Annotated in this window: 28 protein-coding genes; 19 read left to right on the forward strand and 9 right to left on the reverse strand. The window is 42.0% G+C overall.

Annotated elements, in window-relative coordinates; translation table 11 throughout:
- Positions 1 to 172 precede the first annotated feature (172 nt).
- Both soj and QRN39_RS16720 read left to right on the forward strand, forming a co-directional pair.
- Positions 173 to 934: a sporulation initiation inhibitor protein Soj gene (gene soj / locus QRN39_RS16715; RefSeq protein ID WP_034620351.1), complete on the forward strand. Its 762-nt coding sequence runs from the start codon at positions 173 to 175 to the stop codon at positions 932 to 934.
- A complete protein-coding gene (locus tag QRN39_RS16720) occupies positions 927 to 1,781 on the forward strand; it encodes a ParB/RepB/Spo0J family partition protein (RefSeq protein ID WP_041816105.1) in 855 nt (284 codons plus the stop codon). The genes soj and QRN39_RS16720 overlap by 8 nt, the downstream gene beginning before the upstream one ends.
- A 25-nt stretch (positions 1,782 to 1,806) precedes the next feature.
- Here QRN39_RS16720 and yyaC read toward each other — a convergent pair whose 3' ends face one another.
- Positions 1,807 to 2,433: a spore protease YyaC gene (yyaC, locus tag QRN39_RS16725; RefSeq protein ID WP_003215235.1), complete on the reverse strand. Its 627-nt coding sequence runs from the start codon at positions 2,431 to 2,433 to the stop codon at positions 1,807 to 1,809.
- Positions 2,434 to 2,505: 72 nt separating this feature from the next.
- Between yyaC and QRN39_RS16730 the strand changes: the two genes are divergently transcribed.
- Positions 2,506 to 3,561: a YkvI family membrane protein gene (locus QRN39_RS16730; protein ID WP_003214632.1), complete on the forward strand. Its 1,056-nt coding sequence runs from the start codon at positions 2,506 to 2,508 to the stop codon at positions 3,559 to 3,561.
- A 25-nt stretch (positions 3,562 to 3,586) separates the two neighbouring features.
- Here the strand turns inward: QRN39_RS16730 and QRN39_RS16735 are convergent, their stop codons facing one another.
- Positions 3,587 to 3,997 carry a hypothetical protein gene (locus tag QRN39_RS16735; protein WP_003215287.1) on the reverse strand — a complete coding sequence of 137 codons (411 nt, stop codon included), beginning with the start codon at positions 3,995 to 3,997 and terminating at the stop codon, positions 3,587 to 3,589.
- A 15-nt stretch (positions 3,998 to 4,012) separates the two neighbouring features.
- The gene (locus QRN39_RS16740) at positions 4,013 to 5,332 is read right to left on the reverse strand and encodes a hydrolase (protein ID WP_284907700.1); all 1,320 of its coding nucleotides are present in this window, start codon (positions 5,330 to 5,332) and stop codon (positions 4,013 to 4,015) included.
- Between the two features lie 294 nt (positions 5,333 to 5,626).
- Here QRN39_RS16740 and QRN39_RS16745 point away from each other — a divergent pair, with 294 nt between their 5' ends.
- The 10 genes from QRN39_RS16745 to wrbA all read left to right on the forward strand — a co-directional run bounded on the left by QRN39_RS16745 (position 5,627) and on the right by wrbA (position 13,550).
- Entirely contained in the window at positions 5,627 to 5,833 is a 207-nt protein-coding gene (locus QRN39_RS16745; RefSeq protein WP_012011910.1) for a DUF951 domain-containing protein, read from the forward strand.
- Positions 5,834 to 6,049: 216 nt separating this feature from the next.
- A complete protein-coding gene (ychF, locus tag QRN39_RS16750; protein ID WP_268459986.1) occupies positions 6,050 to 7,150 on the forward strand; it encodes a redox-regulated ATPase YchF in 1,101 nt (366 codons plus the stop codon).
- Positions 7,151 to 7,258: 108 nt separating this feature from the next.
- A complete protein-coding gene (gene rpsF / locus QRN39_RS16755) occupies positions 7,259 to 7,546 on the forward strand; it encodes a 30S ribosomal protein S6 (protein WP_003215073.1) in 288 nt (95 codons plus the stop codon).
- 36 nt (positions 7,547 to 7,582) lie between these two features.
- On the forward strand, positions 7,583 to 8,128 hold the full coding sequence (gene ssbA, locus QRN39_RS16760; RefSeq protein WP_003215157.1) for a single-stranded DNA-binding protein SsbA: 546 nt from the start codon (positions 7,583 to 7,585) through the stop codon (positions 8,126 to 8,128).
- 40 nt (positions 8,129 to 8,168) lie between these two features.
- The gene (rpsR, locus tag QRN39_RS16765; protein WP_008347556.1) at positions 8,169 to 8,408 is read left to right on the forward strand and encodes a 30S ribosomal protein S18; all 240 of its coding nucleotides are present in this window, start codon (positions 8,169 to 8,171) and stop codon (positions 8,406 to 8,408) included.
- A gap of 211 nt (positions 8,409 to 8,619) precedes the next feature.
- Positions 8,620 to 9,585, forward strand: coding sequence for an ABC transporter ATP-binding protein (locus QRN39_RS16770; RefSeq protein ID WP_284907702.1), 966 nt, complete (start codon positions 8,620 to 8,622; stop codon positions 9,583 to 9,585).
- The gene (opuFB, locus tag QRN39_RS16775) at positions 9,578 to 11,095 is read left to right on the forward strand and encodes an osmoprotectant update ABC transporter permease/substrate-binding subunit OpuFB (protein WP_212046505.1); all 1,518 of its coding nucleotides are present in this window, start codon (positions 9,578 to 9,580) and stop codon (positions 11,093 to 11,095) included. The genes QRN39_RS16770 and opuFB overlap by 8 nt, the downstream gene beginning before the upstream one ends.
- 191 nt (positions 11,096 to 11,286) lie before the next feature.
- On the forward strand, positions 11,287 to 12,258 hold the full coding sequence (locus QRN39_RS16780) for a ring-cleaving dioxygenase (RefSeq protein ID WP_284907703.1): 972 nt from the start codon (positions 11,287 to 11,289) through the stop codon (positions 12,256 to 12,258).
- Positions 12,255 to 12,863 carry an alpha/beta hydrolase gene (locus tag QRN39_RS16785; protein ID WP_034620304.1) on the forward strand — a complete coding sequence of 203 codons (609 nt, stop codon included), beginning with the start codon at positions 12,255 to 12,257 and terminating at the stop codon, positions 12,861 to 12,863. Before QRN39_RS16780 ends, QRN39_RS16785 begins: the two co-directional genes overlap by 4 nt.
- Positions 12,864 to 12,881: 18 nt before the next feature.
- Positions 12,882 to 13,550, forward strand: coding sequence for an NAD(P)H:quinone oxidoreductase (gene wrbA / locus QRN39_RS16790; protein ID WP_284907704.1), 669 nt, complete (start codon positions 12,882 to 12,884; stop codon positions 13,548 to 13,550).
- A gap of 48 nt (positions 13,551 to 13,598) precedes the next feature.
- On the opposite strand, the gene katX is transcribed toward wrbA, so the two are convergent.
- Entirely contained in the window at positions 13,599 to 15,098 is a 1,500-nt protein-coding gene (gene katX / locus QRN39_RS16795; protein WP_417894891.1) for a catalase KatX, read from the reverse strand.
- Between the two features lie 194 nt (positions 15,099 to 15,292).
- Here katX and QRN39_RS16800 point away from each other — a divergent pair, with 194 nt between their 5' ends.
- The 3 genes from QRN39_RS16800 to rsiV all read left to right on the forward strand — a co-directional run bounded on the left by QRN39_RS16800 (position 15,293) and on the right by rsiV (position 17,451).
- A complete protein-coding gene (locus QRN39_RS16800) occupies positions 15,293 to 15,949 on the forward strand; it encodes a hypothetical protein (protein WP_284907706.1) in 657 nt (218 codons plus the stop codon).
- 149 nt (positions 15,950 to 16,098) lie between these two features.
- Complete coding sequence (locus QRN39_RS16805; RefSeq protein WP_050944666.1) at positions 16,099 to 16,593, forward strand: RNA polymerase sigma factor; 495 nt, start codon at positions 16,099 to 16,101, stop codon at positions 16,591 to 16,593.
- A complete protein-coding gene (rsiV, locus tag QRN39_RS16810; protein WP_284907707.1) occupies positions 16,594 to 17,451 on the forward strand; it encodes an anti-sigma-V factor RsiV in 858 nt (285 codons plus the stop codon).
- Between the two features lie 44 nt (positions 17,452 to 17,495).
- Here rsiV and QRN39_RS16815 read toward each other — a convergent pair whose 3' ends face one another.
- Entirely contained in the window at positions 17,496 to 18,425 is a 930-nt protein-coding gene (locus tag QRN39_RS16815; RefSeq protein WP_284907708.1) for a manganese-dependent inorganic pyrophosphatase, read from the reverse strand.
- A 302-nt stretch (positions 18,426 to 18,727) separates the two neighbouring features.
- Here QRN39_RS16815 and QRN39_RS16820 point away from each other — a divergent pair, with 302 nt between their 5' ends.
- The 3 genes from QRN39_RS16820 to rplI are packed head-to-tail and all read left to right on the forward strand — an operon-like array spanning position 18,728 to position 22,122.
- The gene (locus tag QRN39_RS16820) at positions 18,728 to 19,666 is read left to right on the forward strand and encodes a YybS family protein (protein WP_284907709.1); all 939 of its coding nucleotides are present in this window, start codon (positions 18,728 to 18,730) and stop codon (positions 19,664 to 19,666) included.
- A gap of 30 nt (positions 19,667 to 19,696) precedes the next feature.
- On the forward strand, positions 19,697 to 21,676 hold the full coding sequence (locus QRN39_RS16825) for a DHH family phosphoesterase (RefSeq protein ID WP_003214961.1): 1,980 nt from the start codon (positions 19,697 to 19,699) through the stop codon (positions 21,674 to 21,676).
- A complete protein-coding gene (rplI, locus tag QRN39_RS16830) occupies positions 21,673 to 22,122 on the forward strand; it encodes a 50S ribosomal protein L9 (RefSeq protein WP_044139055.1) in 450 nt (149 codons plus the stop codon). The genes QRN39_RS16825 and rplI overlap by 4 nt, the downstream gene beginning before the upstream one ends.
- Positions 22,123 to 22,162: 40 nt before the next feature.
- On the opposite strand, the gene QRN39_RS16835 is transcribed toward rplI, so the two are convergent.
- The 4 genes from QRN39_RS16835 to QRN39_RS16850 form a co-directional block, all read right to left on the reverse strand.
- A complete protein-coding gene (locus tag QRN39_RS16835) occupies positions 22,163 to 23,377 on the reverse strand; it encodes a CynX/NimT family MFS transporter (protein WP_003214688.1) in 1,215 nt (404 codons plus the stop codon).
- A 22-nt stretch (positions 23,378 to 23,399) separates the two neighbouring features.
- On the reverse strand, positions 23,400 to 23,546 hold the full coding sequence (locus QRN39_RS16840; RefSeq protein WP_003214589.1) for a YycC family protein: 147 nt from the start codon (positions 23,544 to 23,546) through the stop codon (positions 23,400 to 23,402).
- Positions 23,547 to 23,618: 72 nt separating this feature from the next.
- On the reverse strand, positions 23,619 to 24,353 hold the full coding sequence (locus tag QRN39_RS16845) for an alpha/beta hydrolase (RefSeq protein ID WP_284907710.1): 735 nt from the start codon (positions 24,351 to 24,353) through the stop codon (positions 23,619 to 23,621).
- Between the two features lie 78 nt (positions 24,354 to 24,431).
- Positions 24,432 to 25,397 (reverse strand): ABC transporter substrate-binding protein, encoded by a 966-nt coding sequence (locus tag QRN39_RS16850; RefSeq protein WP_003215121.1) that lies wholly within the window; start codon positions 25,395 to 25,397, stop codon positions 24,432 to 24,434.
- Between the last annotated feature and the right edge of the window lie 9 nt (positions 25,398 to 25,406).

The raw sequence follows: 25,406 nt of genomic DNA on the forward strand, positions 1-25,406 counted from the left end.
ATATTGATATATTTTTTACTGCATTTAAGTTCGTCTTTTCATGTACGAAAATAGACATTTGCTGACGAATATATAATGGAGAAACAAAAAAAGCAAACGTTTCATACTTTTTTTGATAGAATAGGAAGTATGAATGAATGAGAAACTTGTTAAGTTGAAAGTGGGTGACATCGTGGGAAAAATCATAGCGATTACCAACCAGAAGGGCGGCGTCGGGAAGACGACAACTTCTGTTAATTTGAGTGCGTGTTTAGCATACATAGGTAAACGAGTGTTGTTAGTTGATATTGATCCGCAGGGCAATGCCACGAGTGGTATTGGGATTGAGAAGGCCGACGTAGAGAAGTGCGTGTACGATATTTTAGTTGATGATGCAGATGTTCTTGATGTGATTAAGACGACAGAGGTCGAAAATCTTGATGTCATTCCTGCGACAATACAGCTTGCAGGGGCTGAAATAGAGCTTGTGCCTACGATTTCACGTGAAGTGAGATTGAAGAGAGCACTTGAATCTGTTAAGCAAAATTATGATTATATGATTATTGACTGCCCGCCATCACTCGGATTACTGACGATTAATGCGTTAACAGCATCCGATTCCGTTTTAATCCCGGTACAGTGCGAATATTATGCGCTTGAAGGATTGAGCCAGTTGTTAAACACCGTTCGTCTCGTGCAGAAACATTTAAATACGGATCTCGCCATTGAAGGTGTCCTGCTGACAATGCTTGATGCACGAACAAATCTTGGGATTCAAGTCATCGAAGAAGTGAAGAAATACTTTAGAGATAAAGTCTATCAGACCGTGATTCCGCGAAATGTAAGACTGAGTGAAGCGCCTAGTCATGGGAAACCGATTATCTTGTATGATCCACGTTCAAGAGGTGCAGATGTCTATTTAGACTTAGCAAAGGAAGTGGATGCGAATGGCTAAAGGTCTTGGAAAGGGTATTAATGCACTATTTAACACTGTAGACTCAAATGAAGAAACGGTTGAAGAAATCAAAATAAAGGATTTACGTCCAAACCCGTATCAGCCAAGGAAAACGTTTGATGAAGATGCATTGTCTGATCTCAAAGAATCCATTCAGCAGCACGGTGTTTTACAGCCAATCATTGTCCGTAAATCGATTAAAGGATATGACATTGTAGCAGGTGAACGTCGTTTCCGTGCAGCACAACAAGCTGGTCTGACAACGATTCCTGCGATCGTCAGAGAATTTTCAGAAACGCTGATGAGAGAGATTGCCCTTTTAGAAAATCTGCAACGCGAGGATTTATCTCCATTAGAAGAAGCGGAAGCCTATGCTTCCTTACTAGATCACCTAAGTGTGACGCAAGAGGAATTAGCAAAGCGATTAGGGAAGAGCAGACCGCATATTGCGAACCATCTCCGTCTTTTGACTTTACCGGATGAAGTACAAAAGCTGATTGCAGATGGAACGTTATCGATGGGGCATGGAAGAACATTGCTTAGCTTGAAAAACAAAAATAAGCTGGCGCCATTGGTAAAGAAAATTGTGGACGAGGGGTTAAACGTACGTCAGGTTGAGAAACTTGTTCAGCAATTAAACGAAAATGTTCCACGTGAAACAAAGAAAAAAGAAGCACCAAAAGATCGAGTGTTGAAAGAAAGAGAGTCTTTCTTACAAAACTACTTTGGCACTTCAGTGTCGATCAAGAAACAGAAGAAAAAAGGAAAAATAGAGATTGAATTTCTCTCCAACGAAGATTTAGAAAGAATCCTCGAATTGCTTTCTACAAGAGAATCATCAGAGTGACCATCTTGATACGAGATGGTCTTTTTTATATTCTCCCAGTGATATTTTGAATAGGAGCGAAGAGAGAACGGCTTTTTTCTCTTGTCCAATCCATTTGATCAATATGAGATAGACTTTCAGAAAGTGTATTGGCCATAGACATGACAAGATGAAGGCGTGTGTTTTGGAGAACGAAGTATTCCATAAAGCCGCTCACATTGACGATCCCATTAATATGAATATCTCCTACCTCTGGCAGCTCCTTTTGTACACCTGCTCCAGGCTTTAACGGTCCATCTCCAATTTGGAAGGAGCCTACACTTTTCACTCTTCCTAAACAGGCATCAATCGCTACAATAAACGGATGTTTATGAGCTTGTTCAATTTCGGCGAGCTTTTCTTTTAAATTGACCGCATGAACTGGGTCAGAGAGCGTGCCATATACATGAAGCTTTTTCAAATCAAGACCTGAAAGCTTTGTACCAACAAGTGGACCTAGAGAGTCGCCAGTTGAGCGGTCTGTTCCAATACAAACGATGGCAACGGGTCTTTTTCCTGCTTTCTGAAGATGCGAGAATAAAATACTTTTAAGCTGTTGAATGGCGTTTGTATCCGTATGGGACACGTATTCTTTCACCCTATTTCTAAAAAAAAGACCGTTCTTGCTATTCATAGGTCTCACTTCCTTGTCATAGTAGTTAGTAACAGTATACGGAAACAAGCTTAATTCTATACCTATGAGGTGATGATTGTGTGGAAGGCTGGTTCAAGGTGGACGCTTTTAATTTTAGGAAGCTTAATAGGAGCGGGGTATGCTTCCGGCCAAGAAATTTGGCAGTTTTTTGGCATTGATAGTGGACTAGCCATTCTACTGTTTACATTGATGTTTATGCTGTCTACCTATGTGGTGTTGAAAATCAGTTATGAGGTACGTGCCGATCACTTTGTGCCAGTGCTAGAGCGGCTTGTCGGTCCATGGCTGGCTAAAGTGTATGATGTTTTAATTGTCCTTTATTTATTCACGACAACGACAGTCATGATTGCCGGTGGCGGGGTGACACTCGAGATGTATCATGTGCCATTTTGGATTGGCATCGGTGCATTTTGTCTGTTTTCATTTATGATTTTTTTCTGGGATGTGAAAGGGCTTTTATCTGTGAATGCTTTCATTATACCAATTTTGGTGGCGGGGCTCATCTATGCATTTGTTTTTTATTATATGAACCATGATCATATGTGGCGGATTGATTTTGGGCAGCAGTACAATTGGCCTGCCAGCATTGTCTTTGCTTCTTTGAATATATTATCTGTAGTCGCAGTGCTGTCTTCGGTTGGAAAAGAAATGAAGGGGCTTGGCGAGGCAAAAGTGGCGAGTATATTAAGTGGCCTGATTTTTGGGGTCATCTCGTACGTGTATAACGAAATACTGGTTGATATTTCTGGGAGCCTATCAGCAGAAGGCATTCCTTTGTTTACAGTATTAGAAGGAGCGCCGACATCATTGTTTGTGTTTATGACCGTTGTCCTTTGTCTAGCTATTTATACGACGACAGCGGCAGGTTTATTTGGTTTATCCAGCCGAATGCTCTCTTTTGTACCATTGCCTCGCTGGCTGGTTGTGCTCGTGATGCTTCTGTTGATGGCGCCTTTAACATCTCTTGGGTTTGCCGATTTAATTGCTTTCTTGTATCCGATATACAGCTTGCTGAATCTTTATTTGCTTGTCTGTTTAATGCTATATCCGATTTTAAGTAAAAAGATATTTTCTCGCCCTAAAAATTATATTGATAAAATAAAATAAGCACCTCTCTTTGTCAGAGCTGTGCTTATTTTATCCGAATAGAGTCAATGGCGTCTTTGATATCATCATAGACTGGCATTTGCTTGAGACGCTGAAGGCGTTCCTCTAATTCTGAAATGGCTTGTCCCTTTAAATGCTGGGAGATGTGTTGCTTGACAATGGTCGTCTGGTTGATCATGTCTTCGGTTTTAGACAATTGATACTCCAAGTGCACGCGAGTGTTTGCTAATTCGTCATGCAGTCGCATTTTAAGCAGCCGTTTTAGATCTTTTCGCTGTCCTTCTCTTCGTAGGGCCTGAATTGCGGCTATTTCTTCTGGGGACTGCGTTTGCGTTTGTGGTGCCGATTGATTTTCAAATACAGACATGGATCGGCGAGTACTCACATTTTGCAAGAAACGCTGGGCGTCACTAGGAGGTTTATTTTGATTGATCATGCGGCGACTCCTTTCTTAATGAATACCCATTTGCATCGCAAGGCGCCTATCTGCCTTGGCGTAATCATCACCCATTGTGTACATATGTCTTGAAAGGGAAGAAAGTTCTTGTTCGTAATCTCTCAAGGTGTACAGGGCATTCAGTTGTTTTTCGTGTGAATAAAAGGAGGAATGATGTTGTTCCATCCTCACTTCTTCTACCAATGCTTCCACATCACTTGAACTTAATAAATCATAGTGGCCAAAGCCGACGAGTCCTTTGAGCTCTTGTTTTACATGCTGGACGGCGTCTTTTACACTTTCATCGATCCCATCGATTTTATCAAATATAGTGTGTACTTCATGTTCAATCACACTTTGGAGATCGTAGGATGAATTTTTCAGTAAATGGGATTTTATGATAATTTCTAGACCGCTTTGTGCATATGCACGTCCAGAATGGATTTCTTGCAACAGCAAGGCTGTAAAACTTGTATTATGATCAAGCTGTTCATCTAAAATCCGGGCAGATCCATCTTTGTGGAATGAATACCCATTTCCTTTTAAACTCCCAGAAATAAGAGCTAAAAAGGCATTTGTATCAAAGGATTCGTTCCATTCTATATTCATAGACGCAAAAGCTGATTTTAAAAAGGTGTCAATTTCTCTTTGTTTATATTTAACGGATTCTTGGGCGTCGCCTTGCTGCCTTGGCGGTACGGTGTACTTCACTTGACCAACTCCATGATCATGGCGATTGAGTAAACCTACATAATGACTAGGTTGAATATATTCAGTCAAGATCCGTTTATATTGACCTTGCTGCGCTTTCTGCTGAATCGAAGGCGCCAGACTGCTCCATATATTTGGGCTATCAAAGGTGACGGCTTTTTTGACAGCGGGCTGTTCTGTCGCAACATAAGCACAAACAGCACCGGCAAGGGCTTGTCCAGTGAGATAGATACCTGCATTGGGATGCTTCTGGCTGACTTGCTCTATGTATTCCTTCCCTTTAAAAAAGACATGATCTTGATTGCTATCAAGGGACTTCCTTTCAATGGGATAGGCATAATCCGTTTTGAGCAATGACTGTACCGCGGTGTGTACATCTTGTGGCGAGGTCACTGGCATTTGATTTGGCATCGGACAGTGAAAAGCGACGATGAACTCGTCTGATTGTTCCGGCTGCATCGTTAAACCATATAATTGATGATCGACCTTGAGAAAATCATGGACAGTGAGCGTTTGCTGACCTATTTCTATCGTATGGTGCTGCTGGTAATTGTCTATGTTTCCAGCATGATCGGATATGATTTTATATTCTTTATCAGTTAATCTATCCTTTCGATTGACCATCGTACCTGCTCCCTCACATAACATTTATGCAGATATCATAAATCAAAAAATATGGAAAAACCACAGCGTTCTACCAATAAAAACCTTTTGACCTACGGTGTTTGTGACAATATTGAAAAAAAGCGGAGTTTAAGTAACTATTGGTCACAAATAAAATGATCTAAAAGAAGGGTTTTTTCTATAAAAAAGAATAGGATGAACGATTGAAAGAGGGTCTTTGCTTTGTGCATTGCTCTTCATCGCCGTTTTTTTGTACAATAGATTCAATGAAGTGAGCAAGAGAGGTGAAAGCTGATGGCAGACAAAGCGTTTGGGTTACATGACGTCGTTGAAATGAAAAAGCCCCATCCATGTGGTGTCAATCGGTGGAAAGTGATTCGGTTGGGCATGGATATTCGCATTAAATGTGAAGGCTGCGGGCATAGCGTCATGATCCCAAGAAGAGACTTTGAAAGAAAAATGAAGAAAATTCTCGTCAAGCATGAGGAGCCAACTGCTTAAGTAGGCCTCATGCTTTTTTAATGAAATTCTTCTTTTGTATAGAAGAATTAGATGCAAATTCCTGTTTTGAAGGATTGATTTATTCTTTTTGGCAATGTTTCTTCTATTGATAATGCATAACGGTTAGCTTGTCTTTTCATGTAAACCTACTTATAATTGCTCTAGGTTCATATTACGCAGTATAACGAGCACGTTTGATATAGAGGAGATGAAAGAATGGCTTTAACAGCTGGTATTGTTGGCTTACCTAACGTCGGGAAGTCAACGCTATTTAATGCAATTACACAGGCTGGAGCGGAGTCTGCTAACTATCCGTTTTGTACCATTGATCCAAACGTCGGAATTGTAGAAGTTCCAGACGAACGTTTGCAAAAACTAACAGAATTGGTGCAGCCGAAAAAGACAGTTCCGACTGCTTTTGAATTCACTGATATTGCTGGTATTGTCAAAGGGGCTTCAAAAGGTGAAGGTTTAGGGAATAAATTCCTTTCTCACATTCGTCAAGTAGATGCGATCTGTCACGTGGTGAGAGCTTTTGCAGATGATAACATCACACACGTATCAGGTAAGGTTGACCCTGTGTCAGATATCGAAACCATTAATTTAGAGTTGATTTTGGCTGATTTAGAAACAGTTGAAAAACGTTTGGCTCGTGTCAGTAAGCTTGCAAAACAAAAGGATAAGGAAGCGGTAGCTGAATTTGATATTTTGTCGAAGCTAATGCACGCATTTGAAGCTGGGAAATCGGCAAGATCTGTAGAATTTACAGATGAGCAGCAAAAGCTTGTGAAACAGCTTCATTTACTCACATCTAAACCAGTTCTTTATGTAGCAAATGTGAGTGAGGATGAAGTAGCAGATCATGACGGCAACGAATATGTGCAGCAAATCCGTGAGTTTGCTTCTAGTGAAAATGCTGAAGTCATCGTCGTATGTGCGAAGATCGAGTCTGAAATTGCAGAGCTTGAAGGAGAAGAGAAGCAGATGTTCCTTGAAGAGCTTGGCATCAAAGAGTCAGGTCTAGATCAGCTGATTCAAGCATCTTATTCACTTCTTGGTTTAGCTACTTATTTCACAGCAGGTGAGCAGGAAGTACGCGCTTGGACGTTTAAAAAGGGAATGAAGGCACCGGAATGTGCTGGAATCATTCATACGGACTTTGAACGTGGGTTTATTCGTGCTGAAACGGTTGCATATGAAGATTTACTTGCTGGTGGAAGCATGTCTGCTGCAAAAGAGGCTGGAAAAGTCCGTCTAGAAGGTAAAGAATATGTAGTGAAAGATGGAGACGTCATTCATTTCCGTTTTAATGTATAGGTTCTTGTCATAGGCCAAGTAATTTGTTATAATATACAATTGTGAGTAATATAATTTATTGCTCCTTGCCCGTATAGGGCCGCTTAGACCAAAAGGAGGTGCAATCAGATGAGAAAGTACGAAGTTATGTACATCATCCGCCCAACAGTTGACGATGAGGCTAAAAAAGCAGTTATCGAGCGTTTCAATAACGTGTTAACTTCAAACGGTGCGGAGATCACTGGAACAAAGGATTGGGGTAAACGTCGTCTTGCATACGAAATCAACGATTTCCGTGAAGGCTTCTACCAAATCGTAAACGTTCAATCTGACGCTGCAGCAGTTCAAGAATTTGACCGCTTAGCTAAGATCAGTGACGATATCATTCGCCACATTGTTGTTAAAGAAGAAGTATAAATCATTGAAATATATATTTAAAGGTGGTCTTTCAATATGCTAAACCGTGTTGTATTGGTCGGAAGACTAACAAAAGACCCTGAGCTTCGCTACACGCCTAATGGTGCGGCTGTAGCCACGTTTACTCTAGCTGTGAATCGTACGTTTACGAATCAATCTGGAGAGCGTGAAGCCGATTTCATTAACTGTGTTACTTGGAGAAGACAAGCCGAGAACGTGGCTAATTTCTTGAAAAAAGGAAGTCTTGCCGGTGTAGACGGTCGTTTGCAGACAAGAAACTATGAAAATCAGCAAGGACAGCGTGTCTTCGTGACAGAAGTTCAAGCTGAAAGTGTTCAATTTCTTGAGCCTAAGAGCGGCGGTGCTGGTTCAGGTGGATACAGCGGCGGTGGCAATAGCGGAGGCCAGTATTATGGCGGTAGCCAAAACGATCAGAATCCATTTGGAAATGAACCAAGTCAAAATCCATATGGCAATCAAAGCAACCAACAAAATCGTAATCAGGGAAATAGCTTCAATGATGACCCATTTGCGAATGATGGTAAACCGATTGACATCTCCGATGATGATTTGCCATTCTAATTGATCTGAAAAATTGACTAAAGGAAAGGTGTGAAAACAAATGGCAGGTGGACGCAGAGGCGGTCGTGCGAAACGTCGTAAGGTATGTTTCTTTACTTCTAACGGTATCACGCACATCGATTACAAAGATGTTGATCTTCTTAGAAAGTTTGTTTCTGAGCGTGGTAAAATTTTACCTCGTCGTGTAACAGGAACTAGCGCTAAGTATCAACGTAAATTGACATTAGCGATTAAAAAATCACGTCAAATGGCATTACTTCCATACGTTACTGGTGAGTAAGTCGTTGACTTAAAAGCGGAGAGCCTCGAGCTCTTCGCTTTTTTTATTGTCTCACGAAGAATCTCATCCGATTTGGCTAGAGCTGTTTTTGGTGGGCACCTTAGGGGAAGTATGTAAAAGAGAGTAAAAGTGACAGTTTGTTCTATACAAATACGGGGTCGATCTGTCATATTGGTAGTCTAGAAAATAATTGCAGTCAGGGCGTGGGATGATGATTGAATTTAAGAAGGTATCGATGCAATTTTCTGATGAGCGCTATGCCGTTCAATCGGTTGATTTAGAGATTCAGAAAGGTGAGTTTTTTGTTTTCATTGGACCTAGTGGAAGCGGGAAAACGACAACATTGAAAATGATCAATCGTCTCATTTCTTCAACAGAAGGTGAGATTTACATAAAGGGTCAAAAAATAAACGATTATGATATGTATGAACTGCGCTGGGATATTGGGTATGTTCTGCAGCAAATTGCTCTTTTTCCTCATATGACCATTGAAGAAAATATCGCTGTGGTGCCAGAGCTCAAACAATGGAGTCGGAACGAGATTAAAAAGCGAGTGGATGAATTGATGCAGATGGTTGGGCTTGACCCTGCTATGTATCGACATCGGAAGCCGTCAGAGCTATCTGGTGGACAGCAGCAGCGTATCGGTGTGGCACGTGCACTTGCAGCTGATCCTGAGATTATCCTGATGGATGAACCATTTAGTGCGTTAGATCCACTAACAAGGGAGAAATTGCAGGATGATCTGCTTGATTTGCAGCGCCGTATTCAAAAGACCATTGTTTTCGTGACGCATGATATGCAGGAGGCGATGAGGCTTGGTGATCGAATTTGTATCATGAAGGAAGGGAAAGTGGTGCAGATTGGTCGTCCAGAGGAATTGGTTCAACACCCAGTCAATACTTTTGTTCGGGAGTTTGTCTCAGGTGCTGCTCGCCATGTAGGACAACAAGCGTTTGAGCTAGAGGCCATGGCTAGACCAATGCCTCATGAGTCTCTTTTAGGCTATGAAGCGACCACAGCACATGCCACGCTGGATGAGGTCTTATCCCAATTGGCAAAGCATGAGGAATTGGCTGTGGAAAAGGATGGGGAGCGAATTGGACTAGTGAATCGTCAAGCGGTGATTCAGTTTTTAGCTGATTCTCCTAGAGAGAGGGGCGAGTCACATGAATGATTGGATCAGTGTGTTATTGGATCGAAAAGAACAATTGGGACACGCCTTGCTTGAGCATATTCAAATTTCGTTTATTGCTTTATTTTTAGCCATTTTGATTGCCATTCCCTTAGGTATCTATTTAACGAGGGTGCCAAAGCTTGCAGAATGGGTGATTGGGGTGACGGCGGTCTTGCAAACAATCCCGTCGCTTGCGCTGCTTGGCTTGCTGATTCCTCTCGTTGGGATTGGGCAAGTGCCTGCGATTATTGCGCTTGTCGTTTATGCCTTACTCCCTATTTTAAGAAATACATATACAGGCATTCAGGAGGTCGATCCTTCCCTGAGAGAAGCGGCGCTTGCCATGGGAATGAATCACCGCAAACGATTATTAAAAGTAGAGCTGCCTCTGGCCATGCCAGTCATCATGGCAGGTATCCGAACCGGGATGGTTCTCATTGTGGGAACTGCCACACTTGCCGCACTGATCGGAGCTGGGGGATTAGGAAGTCTGATTTTGCTGGGAATTGACCGAAATGATATGTCACTCATTGTCATTGGCGCTATACCAGCAGCCTTACTCGCACTCTTATTTGATGTGGTGCTGCGTACGTTTGAGAAAATTTCTTTTAAAAAGACTGTGATTTCTGTGACGGTTTTTGCTGTGATTGCAGGAGCTATTGTCGCGGGCCCAGCACTTTTTCAACAAGAAAAAAAAGAAATCACCATCGGTGGAAAGCTAGGATCAGAGCCTGAAATTCTGATCTCGATGTATAAGCTTTTAATTGAACAGGATACGGATATTCAAGTCAATCTTAAGCCTGGTCTTGGCAAGACGTCTTTTGTTTTTCAAGCTTTACGTTCTGGTGATATTGACATTTATCCTGAGTTTACGGGTACTGCAATTTCTGAGTTCCTTAAACAAACAGCGAAAAGCACAGATAAAGAAAAAGTGTATGAGCAAGCGCGGCGCGGTTTGGAATCATCCTTTCAGCTCCGCCTTCTTGAGCCGATGGCTTACAACAATACGTATGCTTTAGCCGTACCTCAGTCGCTAGCTGATCAATATGATGTATCCAATATTTCTGATCTAGCTAAAATCAAGAATCGCATAAAGGCTGGATTCACCTTAGAATTTTCTGATCGACAGGACGGGTATCGAGGTATTCAAAAAACCTATCAATTTTCCTTTGATGATGTGGTGACGATGGAACCGAAGCTTCGGTATCGAGCGATTCAAAAAGGAGATATCAATTTAGTCGATGCGTATTCGACAGACAGTGAATTGAGGCAATACAAATTAAAGGTGCTTGATGATGATCAGCATGTTTTCCCGCCATATCAAGGAGCACCGCTGTTAAGGCAGGAGACATTAACGGAGTACCCTGAGATTGAGGCTTCTCTCAATAAACTTGGTGGTCAAATCACAGACGATGAAATGAGAGAAATGAATTATGAAGTGAATGTGAAAGGTAAGGATGCATTTCAGGTAGCGAAAGCCTATTTAAAAAAGAAAAAATTACTGCGATAATCATGGAAGAGCAGGTCTGTTATGTAAAAGCAGACCTGCTTTTTTAAAAGGAAAAACAAAAATCGTTGACTTTTATTTAAAAACATCATATCCTTAATTCGAGATAAATATATTTTTTTGTTTTAATATCTCGAATTCGAGATAATATAAAGACGTCAGTAAAGACATAATGAATAGAGGCTTGTTACTTCATGATTAGGAGGTCATTAGAAGTGAAGAAAACAGAAGGAATTCACCATATCACTGCAATTGTAGGGCATCCTCAGGAGAACGTTGATTTTTATGCAGGTGTTTTAGGACTTCGTCTCGTGAAGAAGACCGTGAATTTTGATGATCCAGGTACTTACCATTTATATTTTGGAAATGAAGGAGGATCTCCGGGAACGATTATCACGTTTTTCCCTTGGCCAGGTGCTCAAAAGGGACAAATTGGCGCAGGTCAAGTGGGCGTGACGACATATGTTGTACCGCCAGGCGCTTTCTCTTTCTGGAAGGAACGTCTTGAGCAATTTGATATTTCTTATGAAATGGTTGAACGCTTTGATGAAGCCTTTCTCTCATTTGAAGATCCACACGGCTTGTTGATTGAGCTAGTAGAACGTGCGGAGGGAAAACAAAATGATTGGACATTTAACGGCGTTACGCCAGATGTTGCGATCAAAGGATTTGGCGGAGCTGTTTTGTTAACATCACAGCCTGAGCAAACGATGCAGCTACTAGAACAAACAATGGGTTTTGAACGAGTTGGAGCAGAAGAGGACTATGTGAGATTCCGTTCGTTTGGTGAGATAGGCAATGTCATTGATGTGAACAAGACACCTGTTGCACGCGGACGTATGGGTGTTGGAGTGGTGCATCATATTGCATGGAGAGCGACAGATGATCAGGATCAATTAGATTGGCAAAGACATATTGCACAAAGCGGGTATCAAGTGACACCTGTGCAAGATCGAAATTACTTCAATGCCATTTATTTTAGAGAGCTTGGCGGTATATTATTTGAAATTGCGACTGATCCTCCAGGGTTTGCACACGATGAATCAGTGGAAACTATGGGTGAAGCATTGAAACTGCCACCGCAATATGAAGCGCAGCGCAGTCAGATTGAACAAATTGTGCTGCCTATTGAGGTAAGAGAAATCAAAGGGAAAGGAGATTTATGATGAAACATCTTTTTCGAAAAGGAAAGAATGAACAAAGACCTGTTTTGTTATTACTGCATGGTACTGGCGGGACGGAAGAAGATTTATTGCCGCTTGCCGATTTAGTAGATGCTGACGCATCCGTTCTTAGTGTGAGAGGGAATGTGTTGGAAAACGGTATGCCGCGCTTTTTCAGACGTTTAGCAGAGGGTGTTTTCGATGAGCAGGATTTAATTGAGCGGACAGAGGAACTGTATACATTTATCGGAGAAGCAGCAGATGAATATGGGTTCGATCGTCACAATGTCGTCGCTCTCGGATATTCCAATGGGGCGAACATTGCAGGAAGTCTTTTATTCCATTACGAGGATGCGTTAAAAGGAGCGATCCTGCATCATCCAATGGTTCCAAGACGCGGAGTTTCATTGCCTTCATTGGCGGGGAAACAAGTCTTTATCGCAGCTGGTGAAAATGACCCAATGTGCCGTCCAGAGGAATCACAGGAGCTTGAGCAATTGCTGCAAGGCGCAGGCGCTTCGGTCACACTACATTGGGAAAATCGCGGACATCAGCTAACGAGAGAAGAAGTCGATGCTGCGGCATTATGGTATCGTCGTCAATTTTAATGAAGGTAGGGAATATAGATGGGATTTTTACAGAAGCTTTTTGGGCAAAATAAACAAAAGGAGATGGAACAAATGGAAAACGTAAAATTAGCAATTATTTATTATAGTTCAACAGGTACAAACTATCAGATGGCAAAATGGGCAGAGGCTGGAGCGAAAGAAGCTGGCGCTGAAGTGAAAGTATTAAAGGTTGCTGAATTGGCACCAGAAGCAGTTGTAGCATCAAATCCAGCATGGAAAGCACATTTAGACGAAACAAAGGATGTCCCAGAGGTTCAATTAAGTGATTTAGAGTGGGCAGATGCCATCATCTTTAGCATGCCAACACGTTTTGGTAACCTACCGGCTCAAATGAAGCAATTCTTAGACACAACTGGCGGCTTATGGTTCCAAGGGAAATTGGCAAACAAAGCAGTGAGTGCGATGACCTCTGCACAAAACCCAAATGGCGGGCAGGAGCAGACCATTCTCAGTCTTTACACAACGATGTTCCACTGGGGAGCGATTATTGCCGCTCCTGGATACACAGATGACTCATTATACGGTGCAGGGGGCAACCCTTACGGCGTGAGTGTCACTGTTGACCAAAATGGAAAGATCCAAGAGGACGCAGAAGCTGCTGCAAAACATCAAGCAAAACGTACAGTCAATGTAGCAGAATGGATCAAAAAAGGTCAAAACGCTTAATCAATGAATACAAAAAGAATGCAGCCCAGGCGCTGCATTTTTTTTTATTTAATAAGGATCTGATGGTGTGCTGTTGTTAATCGCTTCGTCTACAGCTTGTGCGGCGCCTGTAGATCCTATAGGTCCGCTTGGCTGCTCTTGTTTAAAAGCTTTTAAGCCGTCAGCGACACGCTTTCCGTAATCAGGGTCAGCCTTTGTAAAGTTTTCGATCATTTGCTCTTGAATGTCTTTTTGACAGGTCGCAAGGGTGTTGACTAAGTTCTTAATCAATTCTTCACGTTCCCAATCATTGAAGCGGCGATACGTTTCTCCGGCTTGTCCGAAGTTGTTTGGGCGGTCAATGGCTTCCCGTTTGACGTTACCCTCTACAAAAGGCGTATGATCCTTTCCATCCTGCTTGGCTTCTTTTAATCCGCCGAGGATCGATGGTTCATAATTCACATGGGGATTTTGTCCTTTGCCTTGATCGACATGGTATTCCATTTGCCCATCTCTTTGATTCGTGGCGACATGTTTTTTCGGTGCATTGATCGGCAGCTGTAAATAGTTCGGTCCCACACGATATCGCTGCGTATCAGAGTAAGAGAAGGTGCGCCCTTGAAGCAACTTATCATCTGAGAAATCCAAACCGTCTACGAGAACGCCAGTCCCAAAGGCAACCTGCTCAACTTCTGCGAAATAATTTTCTGGATTTTTATTTAATACCATCCGTCCGATCGGTTTCCATGGATAGTCATCCTTGTACCAAAGCTTTGTCGGATCAAGCGGATCAAAATCGAGGTGAGGGCGGGCATCATCTTCCATGATCTGCGCATAGACCTCCCATTCAGGATGATCTCCTTGCTCAATGGCTTCATATAAATCCTGTGTGGCATGATTAAAGTTTTCACCTTGTATCGCTTGAGCCTGTTCTTGCGTCAGGTTGCGAATCCCTTGCTTCGGTTCAAAGTGATATTTGACCAGCACTGCTTTTCCTTCATGGTTCACCCATTTGTACGCATGGACACCTGAGCCTTGCATGTGCCGATAGGTTGCTGGGATGCCCCAAGGTGAGAAGAGAAATGTCACCATATGCGTCGCTTCAGGAGATTGCGAAACGAAATCAAAAATACGCTCGCCGTCCTGCCGATTGGTGACAGGATCAGGCTTAAAGGCATGAACCAAATCTGGAAACTTCAAAGCATCTCGGATAAAGAAAATTTTCAGGTTGTTTCCAACGAGGTCCCAGTTGCCTTCTTCTGTATAAAATTTAATCGCAAACCCTCTCGGATCGCGCAACGTTTCTGGCGAATGACCGCCGTGAATGACAGAAGAAAAACGAACGAAAACAGGAGTCTTTTTTCCTTTTTCCTGAAATAACTTCGCTCTTGTATAAGTGGAAATGGGCTCGTCACCGAATGTGCCATAGGCTTCAAAATAACCGTGAGCTCCGGCCCCGCGCGCATGGACGACACGTTCAGGAATACGTTCGCGATCAAAATGACTGATTTTCTCTAGGAAATCGTAGTTTTCAAGCGTAGTGGGCCCTCTATTCCCAACGGTTCTCATATTTTGATTGTCTGTTACGGGATGACCTTGACGATTTGTTAAAGTGTCTTCTGACTCTGAAGATGGTTTAGGGTGTTGATCTTCTTTCAATTAAATCCCTCCTTCAATATCTCCCTAACAATATGGTCATCTTTCTCCCTATTTCATACAAGGATTGATATAATGATTGAAAACTTTCACGAGGAGCGAACCTGATGATTCGATTACACTGCCTTCATGCCCATCCGTCTAATCAGTCCTATATAGAAGAGGTGTTTGGTGATACAGATATTGAGTTGCATCACACGGTCGATTCATCATTTATAGAACGTGCTACACAAGATCCCGATTTTAATCCTCACAAGCAGCAAACCTATGCCATCAACAAATTGATGAAAGAAGATGAAGCCGACATCATTCTGCTCACGTGTACACAATACATTGCCGCCTTGGGTGATCAGCAGGATCTCTTTAAGCAACCGATTGTTCCGATTGATGAACCGTTATTTGAACAGGTTTGTCAGAAAAAAGGGCCTCTTCAACTTGTGTTTTCAAACCCGAATACAGTGGATGGGACAATGGAGCGGCTTGAATCATATGCAAATGAGCACGGCAAAAAGATTGATGCAGAAGTTATGGTAATGGAGGATATCTTTCACCTTTGCCTAAACGGTGACATGCATGCTTATGAGAAGCAAATTAAAAAGCAACTCAGAAGATGTATGCAAAAAAGTGGAGACATTTGCGTGATGCAGCTATCGATGGTTCATGCGGCACAGCAGATGGAAGAGGAGACAGGCGTTCCGATCATTCATCCGCTTTCTCCACTTAAACAGTTTGTCCATCAAACAATATCTGCTTTGAAAGAGTGAACCTGTCTGGTTCACTCTTTTTGTATAGAAATGGAAATGGAATGACATGTTAAAAAAATAACCGAGCACAAACTATTTCCAAAAGGTGCGCGTCTATCCATTGTAAGAAATAACCGATGCGCATTTAAGATAAAGGAGCTCTTTGTAAAATGAAGAAACGAAAAATTGAGGATCAATTTGCTGATTACGTAATGGAGCATAAACACAGTTTTTATCGATTGTCCTATAGTTATGTCAAAAACCCAGAAGATGCGATGGATGTCGTTCAAGAGGCGATTCATAAAGCACTCAAATCTGTTCACCGATTAGAGGATGCGACCAAGATGCATAGCTGGTTTTATAAAATCGTGGTGAACGCAGCCCTAGACTTTTTACGAAAGAAGAAGCGGGTGCAGGTGACAGATGATGATACGCTTGAATTCTTATCACAGGGTGAATCAGATGTATATGAAGATCAAGATGTCAGACGAGCCATAGAGGATTTGCCCGACATGTACCGGGTCATCATTATCTTGAGATTCTTTGAAGATTTAAAACTAGAGGACATCGCCCACATTCTTGAAGAAAACGAAAACACCATCAAAACAAGATTATATAAGGCGTTGCGGCTTTTAAAAGTAGAATTATCGCAGGAGGAAATATAAATGGATAAGTATTTGGAACAGTTAAAAGAGGAATATTTAGAAATCCCTATTCCGCCGGAATATGATGCTATGGTTGAACGGACATTAAAACGAAAAAACAAAAAACCTCATTTTCAGCAATGGACGATCGGACTTGTTGCTGCGGCTGCTCTATTTGTCACGACTGTGAATGTCAGTCCACAGGCGGCAAGAGCGATTTCGGAGATACCTGTCATTGGCGAGCTGGTGAAAGTCGTGACATTCACAGAATTTAAAAAGAGCGATCAAGGAACGAATATTGACCTTAAAACACCACACGTTTCAGGGCTTGGGGACGGAAAATTACAAGACAGCCTGAATCAAAAATATTTAGCTGAAAATAAAAAGCTGTATCAAGATTTTGAGAAGGAAACAAAGGGTTATAAAAATGGTCATTTAAGTGTAGAGAGCGGATATGAAGTGAGAACAAACAATGAACAAATTCTTTCACTAGGTCGATACAAGGTGACGACTCAAGCTTCTGCGGCAGAGGAAATGACGTATGATACGGTGGATAAGAAAAATCATGTACTCATTACATTACCAAGCTTGTTTAAAGATGACCGTTATATTGATGTGATTAGTGAAAATATTAAAGACCAAATGAAGAAACAGATGAAAGAGGATTCAAATAAGATTTATTGGATTACCAAGCAAGATACGATTGATCCGTTTAAGAAGATTCAGCCAGACCAAAGCTTCTATATCAATTCAAAAGGCAAACTGGTGATTTCCTTTAATGAATTTGATGTGGCGCCTGGTTACATGGGTGTAGTGGAATTTACGATTCCAACAAGTGTGCTAAAGGATGTCCTTGTAAGTGATATGTACATTCATTAAAAGAAGAAACAAGACTGCTGAACATGTCAGCAGTCTTGTTGTGTTTATGAAGAAAGTGCGTCTGTCAGTGCAGGTACGACTTGTTTCTTTCTTGATACAACACCTTTTAGTAAAGCGGTGTTGTTTTCAAGTGTGACGTTAAATGCTTTTTCTACTTTTGCAGCTTCGGCACCGAGTGCAAGTGCAAGAGAGTCATTTTCTAGGATGTCTGTGATCACTAGAACGAATAGATCAAGACCTTTCGCTGCGATGACTTCATTGATTTTCGCTTCAATATCAGTCTGTCTTGCTGTAACTTCTGCGATATCTACTGTATTGACTTGCGCAATTTCCACTTTGCTATTGCCTAGTGCGAATTCTTTTGCATCAATTGTAATTAGTTCTTGAACCGTTTTTTGGCTTAGGTCAGCGCCAGCTTTTAGCATGTCTAGGCCGTAAACTTCTGGATCTACCCCTGCAATTTCAGCTAGCTCATGCGCAGCATCAATGTCTTGTTGTGTGCATGTTGGTGATTTGAATAGCAAGGAATCAGAAATGATTGCAGATAAAAGCAAACCAGCGATTTCTTTTTCAATCTTCACTTGGTTCTCTTTGTACATTTTGTTTAAGATTGTTGCTGTACAGCCAACAGGCTCAGCGCGATAGTATAGAGGTTCACTTGTTTCAAAGTTGGCAATACGGTGATGGTCAATGACCTCAGTCACTTGTACTTGATCAATATCGCTTACACTTTGTTGGAATTCGTTATGATCGACAAGAATGACTTGCTTTGTTTCGTTTGCAGCCGTTTCAATGAAACGAGGTGCTTCTTGTTTAAAGAAATCTAATGCGTATTGTGTTTCTCCATTGATTTCTCCAAGTCTGACGGCTTCTGCTTCGACGCCGATTTTGTTTTTTAGATCAGCGTAAGCGATAGCAGAGCAAATCGTGTCTGTGTCAGGGTTTTTGTGTCCGAATACGAGTGTTTTTCCCATGTGAATTCTCCTTCTTACATTTATTGATGATGCTTCTATTCTAACAGCTTTTGACCTTGAATTCAGGGTTTATAGCTAAGAATAATCTAAAAAATTGTAACATGCTGTTTGAAAAGTTGCATGTACGAATCGATATCAGTGTTCCACGTGAAACGCTCCTAAGATAGCCTGCATTTTACTTGCGATTTACCGCTATGGTAAAATAAAGGTTGGGGTAAGACATGGTGTAGCTTACATCGTACGTATACATAGAAGGACACATTGAGCAAGATATAGTAAAAGGATTAGATAGAGGTGAAGGTGTGAAACAAACAAAAGCGTTAGTAGAGGGCGCTATCATGATCAGTATTTTCTCTGTCATGACGCTGTTTTATTTGTATGTGCCGCTATTATCCATTATTTTCTTTCTAGCTGCTCCGATTCCGATCATCCTCTATACAATCAGGCACGGCTTGAAAAAAGGAATTGCTGCTGGCGCTATTGGGATAGTGATCAGCTTTTTAATTGGATCTATTAATGGACTCATGACGGCGCCAATTCTGATTGCTGTCGGATTAGGCATGGGTGTTTTCTACAGCAGACGGCAGCCTGGGAATGCCATCATTGCAGGTGCGCTGATCTATTTATTCAGTTTCCTTATCTCCTTTGTTGTCAGTGTTCAGCTTTTTCAAGTCGATATCATGGGTATCGCGAAAGAGTCGATTGAGCAAATGATTCCGATGTTAGAGAGTGTCTTAAAGCAATCCGGCGCTTCTGAGCAGGACATTGCGAAGCAGCTGAAGCAGTTCAGAGAGATGCAGGATACTGCATTGAGTGCTTTACCTGTCGCGCTGTTGATGTTAGTTACGCTGACGGCGTTCGTGAACCACTGGTTTGTGAAGCCTCTGATCAAACGGTTTGTCAAAGACATGCCAGCCTTGAAGAAATTTAAGGATATGCGGCTGCCAAAAAGCATGGTATGGTATTATTTACTCACACTGCTTTTGATGCTGATTCAGACGGAAAAAGGCAGCTTTTTATCGCTCGTTCAAACGAGTGCGTTTCAAATTTTATTTATACTGGTGCTTATTCAGGGATTTTCTTTTATCTTCTATTATTGCCACGAAAAAAGCGTCTCAAAAGCGGTGCCCATTTTCGCTATCGTGTTAGGGGTTCTCTATCCGCCAGTCGCTGTGATTGTGCGTATTATAGGGATTGCTGACATAGGCTTTGATTTAAGAGAAAAAGTAAAAAACAAATAATTCACTCTGAATGTTGAGGAGTTGATATCAGTGCCAAGCTTCTATAGAAAACCTGTCATCAAGTATCCGATCATCGCTTTGATTTTCCTTGCGGTGGTCACAGTCCTCCTCAACCTTTATTATAATTGGATCATAGGAGCGGTTGGTCTTTTAGTCCTTGCAGGTGTGCTCTACTTCTTAAAGTGGGCAGATACGCAAGTGCAAAAAGAGATTGATTCATATATTTCAACATTATCCTATCGAGTCAAAAAGGTTGGAGAAGAAGCATTAATGGAAATGCCAATTGGTATTATGCTGTTTAATGACCAGTATTATATCGAATGGACAAATCCATTTCTCGCTTCGTGTTTTCATGAAAGCACGCTTGTCGGCAGATCCTTGTATGATACATTCGAGTCCATTGTGCCTCTTATTAAACAAGAGGTCGAGACAGAAAATGTGACGCTGAATGACCGAAAATTCAAAGTCATTATTAAACGGTCAGAGCGCCTTTTATATTTCTTTGATGTCACAGAACAGGTACAAATTGAAAGACAGTACGAAAATGAACGAACGGTGTTATCTTATATCTTTTTAGACAATTACGATGATGTCACGCAGGGTCTTGACGATCAGGTGCGCAGCACCATTAATAGTGAAGTGACGTCTCTGTTAAACAATTGGGCACAGGAATATGGCATTTTCCTGAAGCGAATTTCGTCCGAACGATTTATGGCGGTTCTAAATGAGAGCATTTTAGCAGAGCTGGAAGCGTCGAAATTCTCTATTCTAGACGAGGTCCGTGAGAAAACAGGAGCGCATAGTGCGACGCTTACCTTGAGTATCGGGATCGGTGCATCCGTACCTTCTTTAAAAGAGCTTGGGGCACTTGCGCAGTCGAGTCTTGATCTTGCCCTCGGACGAGGCGGGGATCAGGTAGCCATTAAGCAGCCGAATGGAAAAGTAAAATTCTACGGCGGAAAAACGAATCCAATGGAGAAACGGACACGTGTACGCGCACGAGTCATTTCTCATGCTTTAAAAGAAATTGTTTCTGAAAGCGGAAATGTCATGATCATGGGGCATAAGTTCCCAGACATGGACTCAATCGGTGCATCCATTGGGATTTTAAAGGTCGCCCAGGCTAATGGGAAAGAAGGCTATATTGTCATTGATGCCAACCAGATTGGGGACAGTGTTCAACGTTTGATTAGTGAAATTAAGAATTATGAAGATCTTTGGTCACGTTTTATCACCCCAGAGGAAGCCATGGAGCTTGCGAAGGATGACACGCTGCTTGTGGTCGTGGATACACATAAACCGTCTCTCGTCATGGAAGAACGACTACTCAATAAAATTGAAAATATCGTGGTCATTGACCATCATAGACGCGGCGAGGAGTTTATCCGTGACCCATTACTTGTCTATATGGAGCCGTATGCTTCATCCACAGCAGAGCTTGTGACAGAGCTTTTAGAGTATCAGCCGAAGAAATTGCGCATTAACATGATTGAAGCTACTGCGCTTCTCGCAGGGATCATCGTTGATACGAAGAGTTTCTCGCTGAGAACGGGATCAAGAACGTTTGATGCAGCATCCTATCTTCGTGCAAAGGGGGCAGATCCTGTCCTTGTGCAAAAATTCCTAAAAGAGACCGTCGATCATTACATCAAACGGGCAAAGCTCATTCAGCATACAGATCTGTATCAAAATCAGGTGGCGATTGCTTCATTACCGTCAGACAGCTCGGAGTATTATGATCAAATCACGATTGCCCAGACGGCAGATTCCCTGTTGTCAATGAGTGAGGTAGAAGCGTCCTTTGCTGTCGCTAGACGAGATGACAACACGGTGTGCATTAGTGCGAGATCATTAGGAGATATCAACGTCCAAATTATCATGGAAGCGTTAGATGGCGGCGGTCATTTAACTAACGCTGCCACCCAAATGTATGGTATAACCATTGAAGAAGCGGTAGAGCAGTTAAAAGCTGCCATTGATGAATATTTCGAAGGAGGGGTTCAAAGATGAAAGTCATCTTTCTAAAAGACGTAAAAGGCAAAGGGAAAAAAGGCGAAGTCAAGAATGTAGCTGACGGATACGCTCACAACTTTCTCATCAAACAAGGGTTAGCAGTTGAAGCAAACCCAACGAACCTAAGCGCATTGGAAGGGCAGAAGAACAAAGAGAAAAAGAATGCCATCCAAGAGCTTGAACAAGCGAAACAATTAAAAGAAACACTTGAGGCGCTAACAGTGGAACTAACAGCAAAATCAGGTGAAGGCGGCCGTCTGTTTGGATCTATTACAAGCAAACAAATTGCTGATAAATTGCAAAAAGATCATCAAATCAAAGTCGATAAGCGCAAAATCGAGCTGAATGACGCCATCCGTGCATTAGGTTACACAAATGTACCGGTGAAGCTTCATCCAGAGGTACAAGCAACATTAAAGGTACACGTGACAGAACAAGCATAAACCGAAAAGAACCCGTCTCATGAGGAGGCGGGTTCTTTTTTTATGATGGATCTGAAATATAGACGCTTCGTCCGGCTCGCATACCGGATATAAACATGAAAAATAGGATGATGATAAAGATGATAATGGATGGCGTCCATGTATGTGTGAGATCAAAAAGGATACCGATCATGAAAGGACCAACGGCGGCTAATAAATAACCGAGAGACTGCGCCATTCCGGAAAGGGCAGCGGCTTGCTCCATATTGGTCGTCCGTAATCCGATAAAAGTGAGCGCCAGACTGATGCTGGCACCTTGTCCAATGCCGATCAATAAAACAGAGATCACAAGAATAGGCGTCGATCCTCCGAGAAGAAGCCCAATCATGCCAAGTAAATACACAAGGACAAGGCCCAAGACAAGCGGTCTTTGTGTTTTTAATTTTTCCGCGAAAACAGGCGTTAAAAAGGTGGATGGCAGCCCAGCAAACTGCATAATGGACAGCATCCAGCCGGCTGTCGACAGGTTCATTCCATGTGATGTTAAAATATCAGGAAACCAGGCGATGCTGCTATAAAAAAGGAATGACTGCAAGCCCATAAAAAAGGTCACCTGCCATGCGACACGCGAACGCCATATCGGCTGCTCTGTGAGCGAAATGCTTTTGACGGCCGCTGTGTTCTGATGAAGAAGCTGCGGCGCCCAGACCATCATCGCGAGAAGTGCAAGGCCAGCCCATACGAGGAATGAAGTATTCCAGCCGCCAGGCATTGCATGGCTGAGCGGAACACTGACACCTGATGCAAGTGCCGCAAAGACGGACATCGAAGTCGTATACACGCTCGTCATCAAACCAGCATGTGCAGGAAATTTATGCTTCACAAGCCCTGGTAAAAGCACATTACATATCGCAATCCCGACACCGACAAGCGCGGTTCCCACCATTAAGAAGGTGATCGAGCCAAACGAGCGAATCACAATCCCAAATAGAAGGACAGCAAGCCCAAGCCAAAGGGTTCGTTCATTGCCAAGACGCTTTCCGATTTTAGGTGCAATTGGAGAAAGCAATGCGAATGAGAGCAGTGGTAAAGTGGTGAGAAAACCCGCAAGTCCATTTGAAAGCTGCAAATCGGAACGAATGGCGCCGATGAGAGGGCCGACGGACGTAATGGCAGGCCGCAGGTTAAATGCAATGAGTAAAATCCCAGCAATCAGCAGGATGGTTTGTCCCTTGCTGCGGGGATGTAATGTTGATTGTTCTAGTTGTTGTTCCATGAATGTAAACTCCTTTATTTCTTTAAGAAGAACGATCTTTCTTCTGTTCAAGTTCTGCTAGTTTAGCGATTAAGATATGCTGCGGCATATGCATGATTTGTTCAATGGGTACATTGAGTGATGCCGCAAGTTTTTGTGCCGTATCGGCTGAGATTTGTAATGGTCTCATACGCAAATCCCTCCTCTTTCAATCTATAGGTTCCAATATATCATATCGGCTTTGTGCCATGCAGATAAAAAATTAGAGTTCTCTTTGATAAAACCACTTTAGGGCTGATAAGAAATTTTTTTGAAATTGTTTCAGATGATGGCCCTCCCCTTGTTCGATGTGATAGTGCAGCTGCCATTCCTGCATCCCTTTCTGTAATAAAAGATCATGTAGTTGTTTATTGAATAAAGGCATATGCTGTTGAGCAGATGTTTTGCCTTTACCTTCTTCACTGCCCACAGACAAATAAATAAGGTGATCCACATACTGAATGCTTTGTTGTTTAGCAAACGGCAGAAAATCTTGATACCAAAATGACCCAGAGATAGATGCGATGTTTTTAAAAAGAGCAGGGTACATCAATAAAGTATAAATTGCAAATAGCCCACCTAATGAAGCACCTATGTGACTATGTTCATGACAGGTCTGTTTGACTGGATATTTTCTTTTGATATATGGGAGCAAGTCATTCGCTAAAAATGACATATACGTCTGTGCCTCGCCTTTAAAGTCAGGAAACCCAGAGTGCAGTGATGACGCCTTCCATGGTGTATACTCGTCAAGTCGATTGAAGGGGTGTATGCCGACAATGATGATTGGAGAGATGGTTTTGGCTTCGATCAGTCTTTCGATCTCTAGCAGGTGTGTTCTAAACAAAGAAGAGCCATCTTGTACAAAGACAGCTGGAACATTAATAGAGGTGTCCTGTGGAACGTAAATATCAAGCTGACGCCCGTTAAACTCGTCATATAGAAACGTTCCGTTCATATGTATTCACTCCTCAAGATTCTCAAATAAGCTGAAAAGAAGACAAAGGGCTAAACATTAACCCTTTGTCTTCTTTTTTTAGTTGTTTTTCTCTAACCATTTGACGGCCTTATCAAGGAAGGTTGTTTTGCTTAGTGCAGTTCCTCCTTGAAGCATAGGATCAACGACATTTTCATTGATGTGCCCATTTTTCACAGCTTTTAGGCTTGTCCAAATTTTATTTTCCTCTAAGTCCTTTAATGCGTTAGGTTTCGATGAGTTTTCCTCTTTAGAGAACTGAACGAAAATATAGTCAGGATTGAGTTCGCCCAGGCGCTCCAATGAAATCAATGCTTGTGCTTTGGCTTTTTTGATATCACTTGGTGCTGTAAATCCTAAGTCCCCATATAAGGTAGAGTTGAAGTATACGTCTTCAGGGTACACGTACAGGTCGCCTTGTCTAATGCGTAAAATGACAGCTGTTTTGTTGCTGCTTTTGTCTTTCAGGGTTTCTTTCGCTTGTTTGAGGTCTTTCTGATAATCAGAAATGATGTTTTTCGCTTCTTCACTTTTTCCAGTAAGTGTACCGAGCAATAAAAGATTGCTTTCCCAGTCAGAAGAGACATGGGATACTGGGATCGTTGTTTGGACTTTATCCAATTTTTTAATTGTTGCAGGTGGAAACTTTGTTGATCCGAGTATCACGTCTGGTTTTAGTTTTAAGATTTTTTCTAGATTCGGTTCCGTTTTTTCACCGATGCCTTCTGTTTTCGCTGTGATGTCTTTAAATAATTCAGGGAATGTGCCGCCTACTGTAGAAGCACCAATAGGCTCGATATTAAGTAATTTGGCATCTTCCATTGATTCTAGGCTTCCAGCAATGACAATTCGTTTCACTGGCGTTTTGAGTTTGTACGTTTGATCTAAGTAATTGATGTTTGTTTCTGCTATTTCAGCTGACTTGCTTTTGGTTGTGTTTGAAGCAGGTTTATTTTCTGCAGCACCACAGGCAGCTGTGGTGATCGTCATGATACAAAGGATAAGCAATGCTAACCATTTTTTCATTTGTTTTCT

It is taken from the genome of Bacillus sp. lyk4-R2A-2 (assembly GCF_030209735.1).
GTDB classification, from domain to species: Bacteria; Bacillota; Bacilli; order Bacillales; family Bacillaceae; genus Bacillus; species Bacillus pumilus.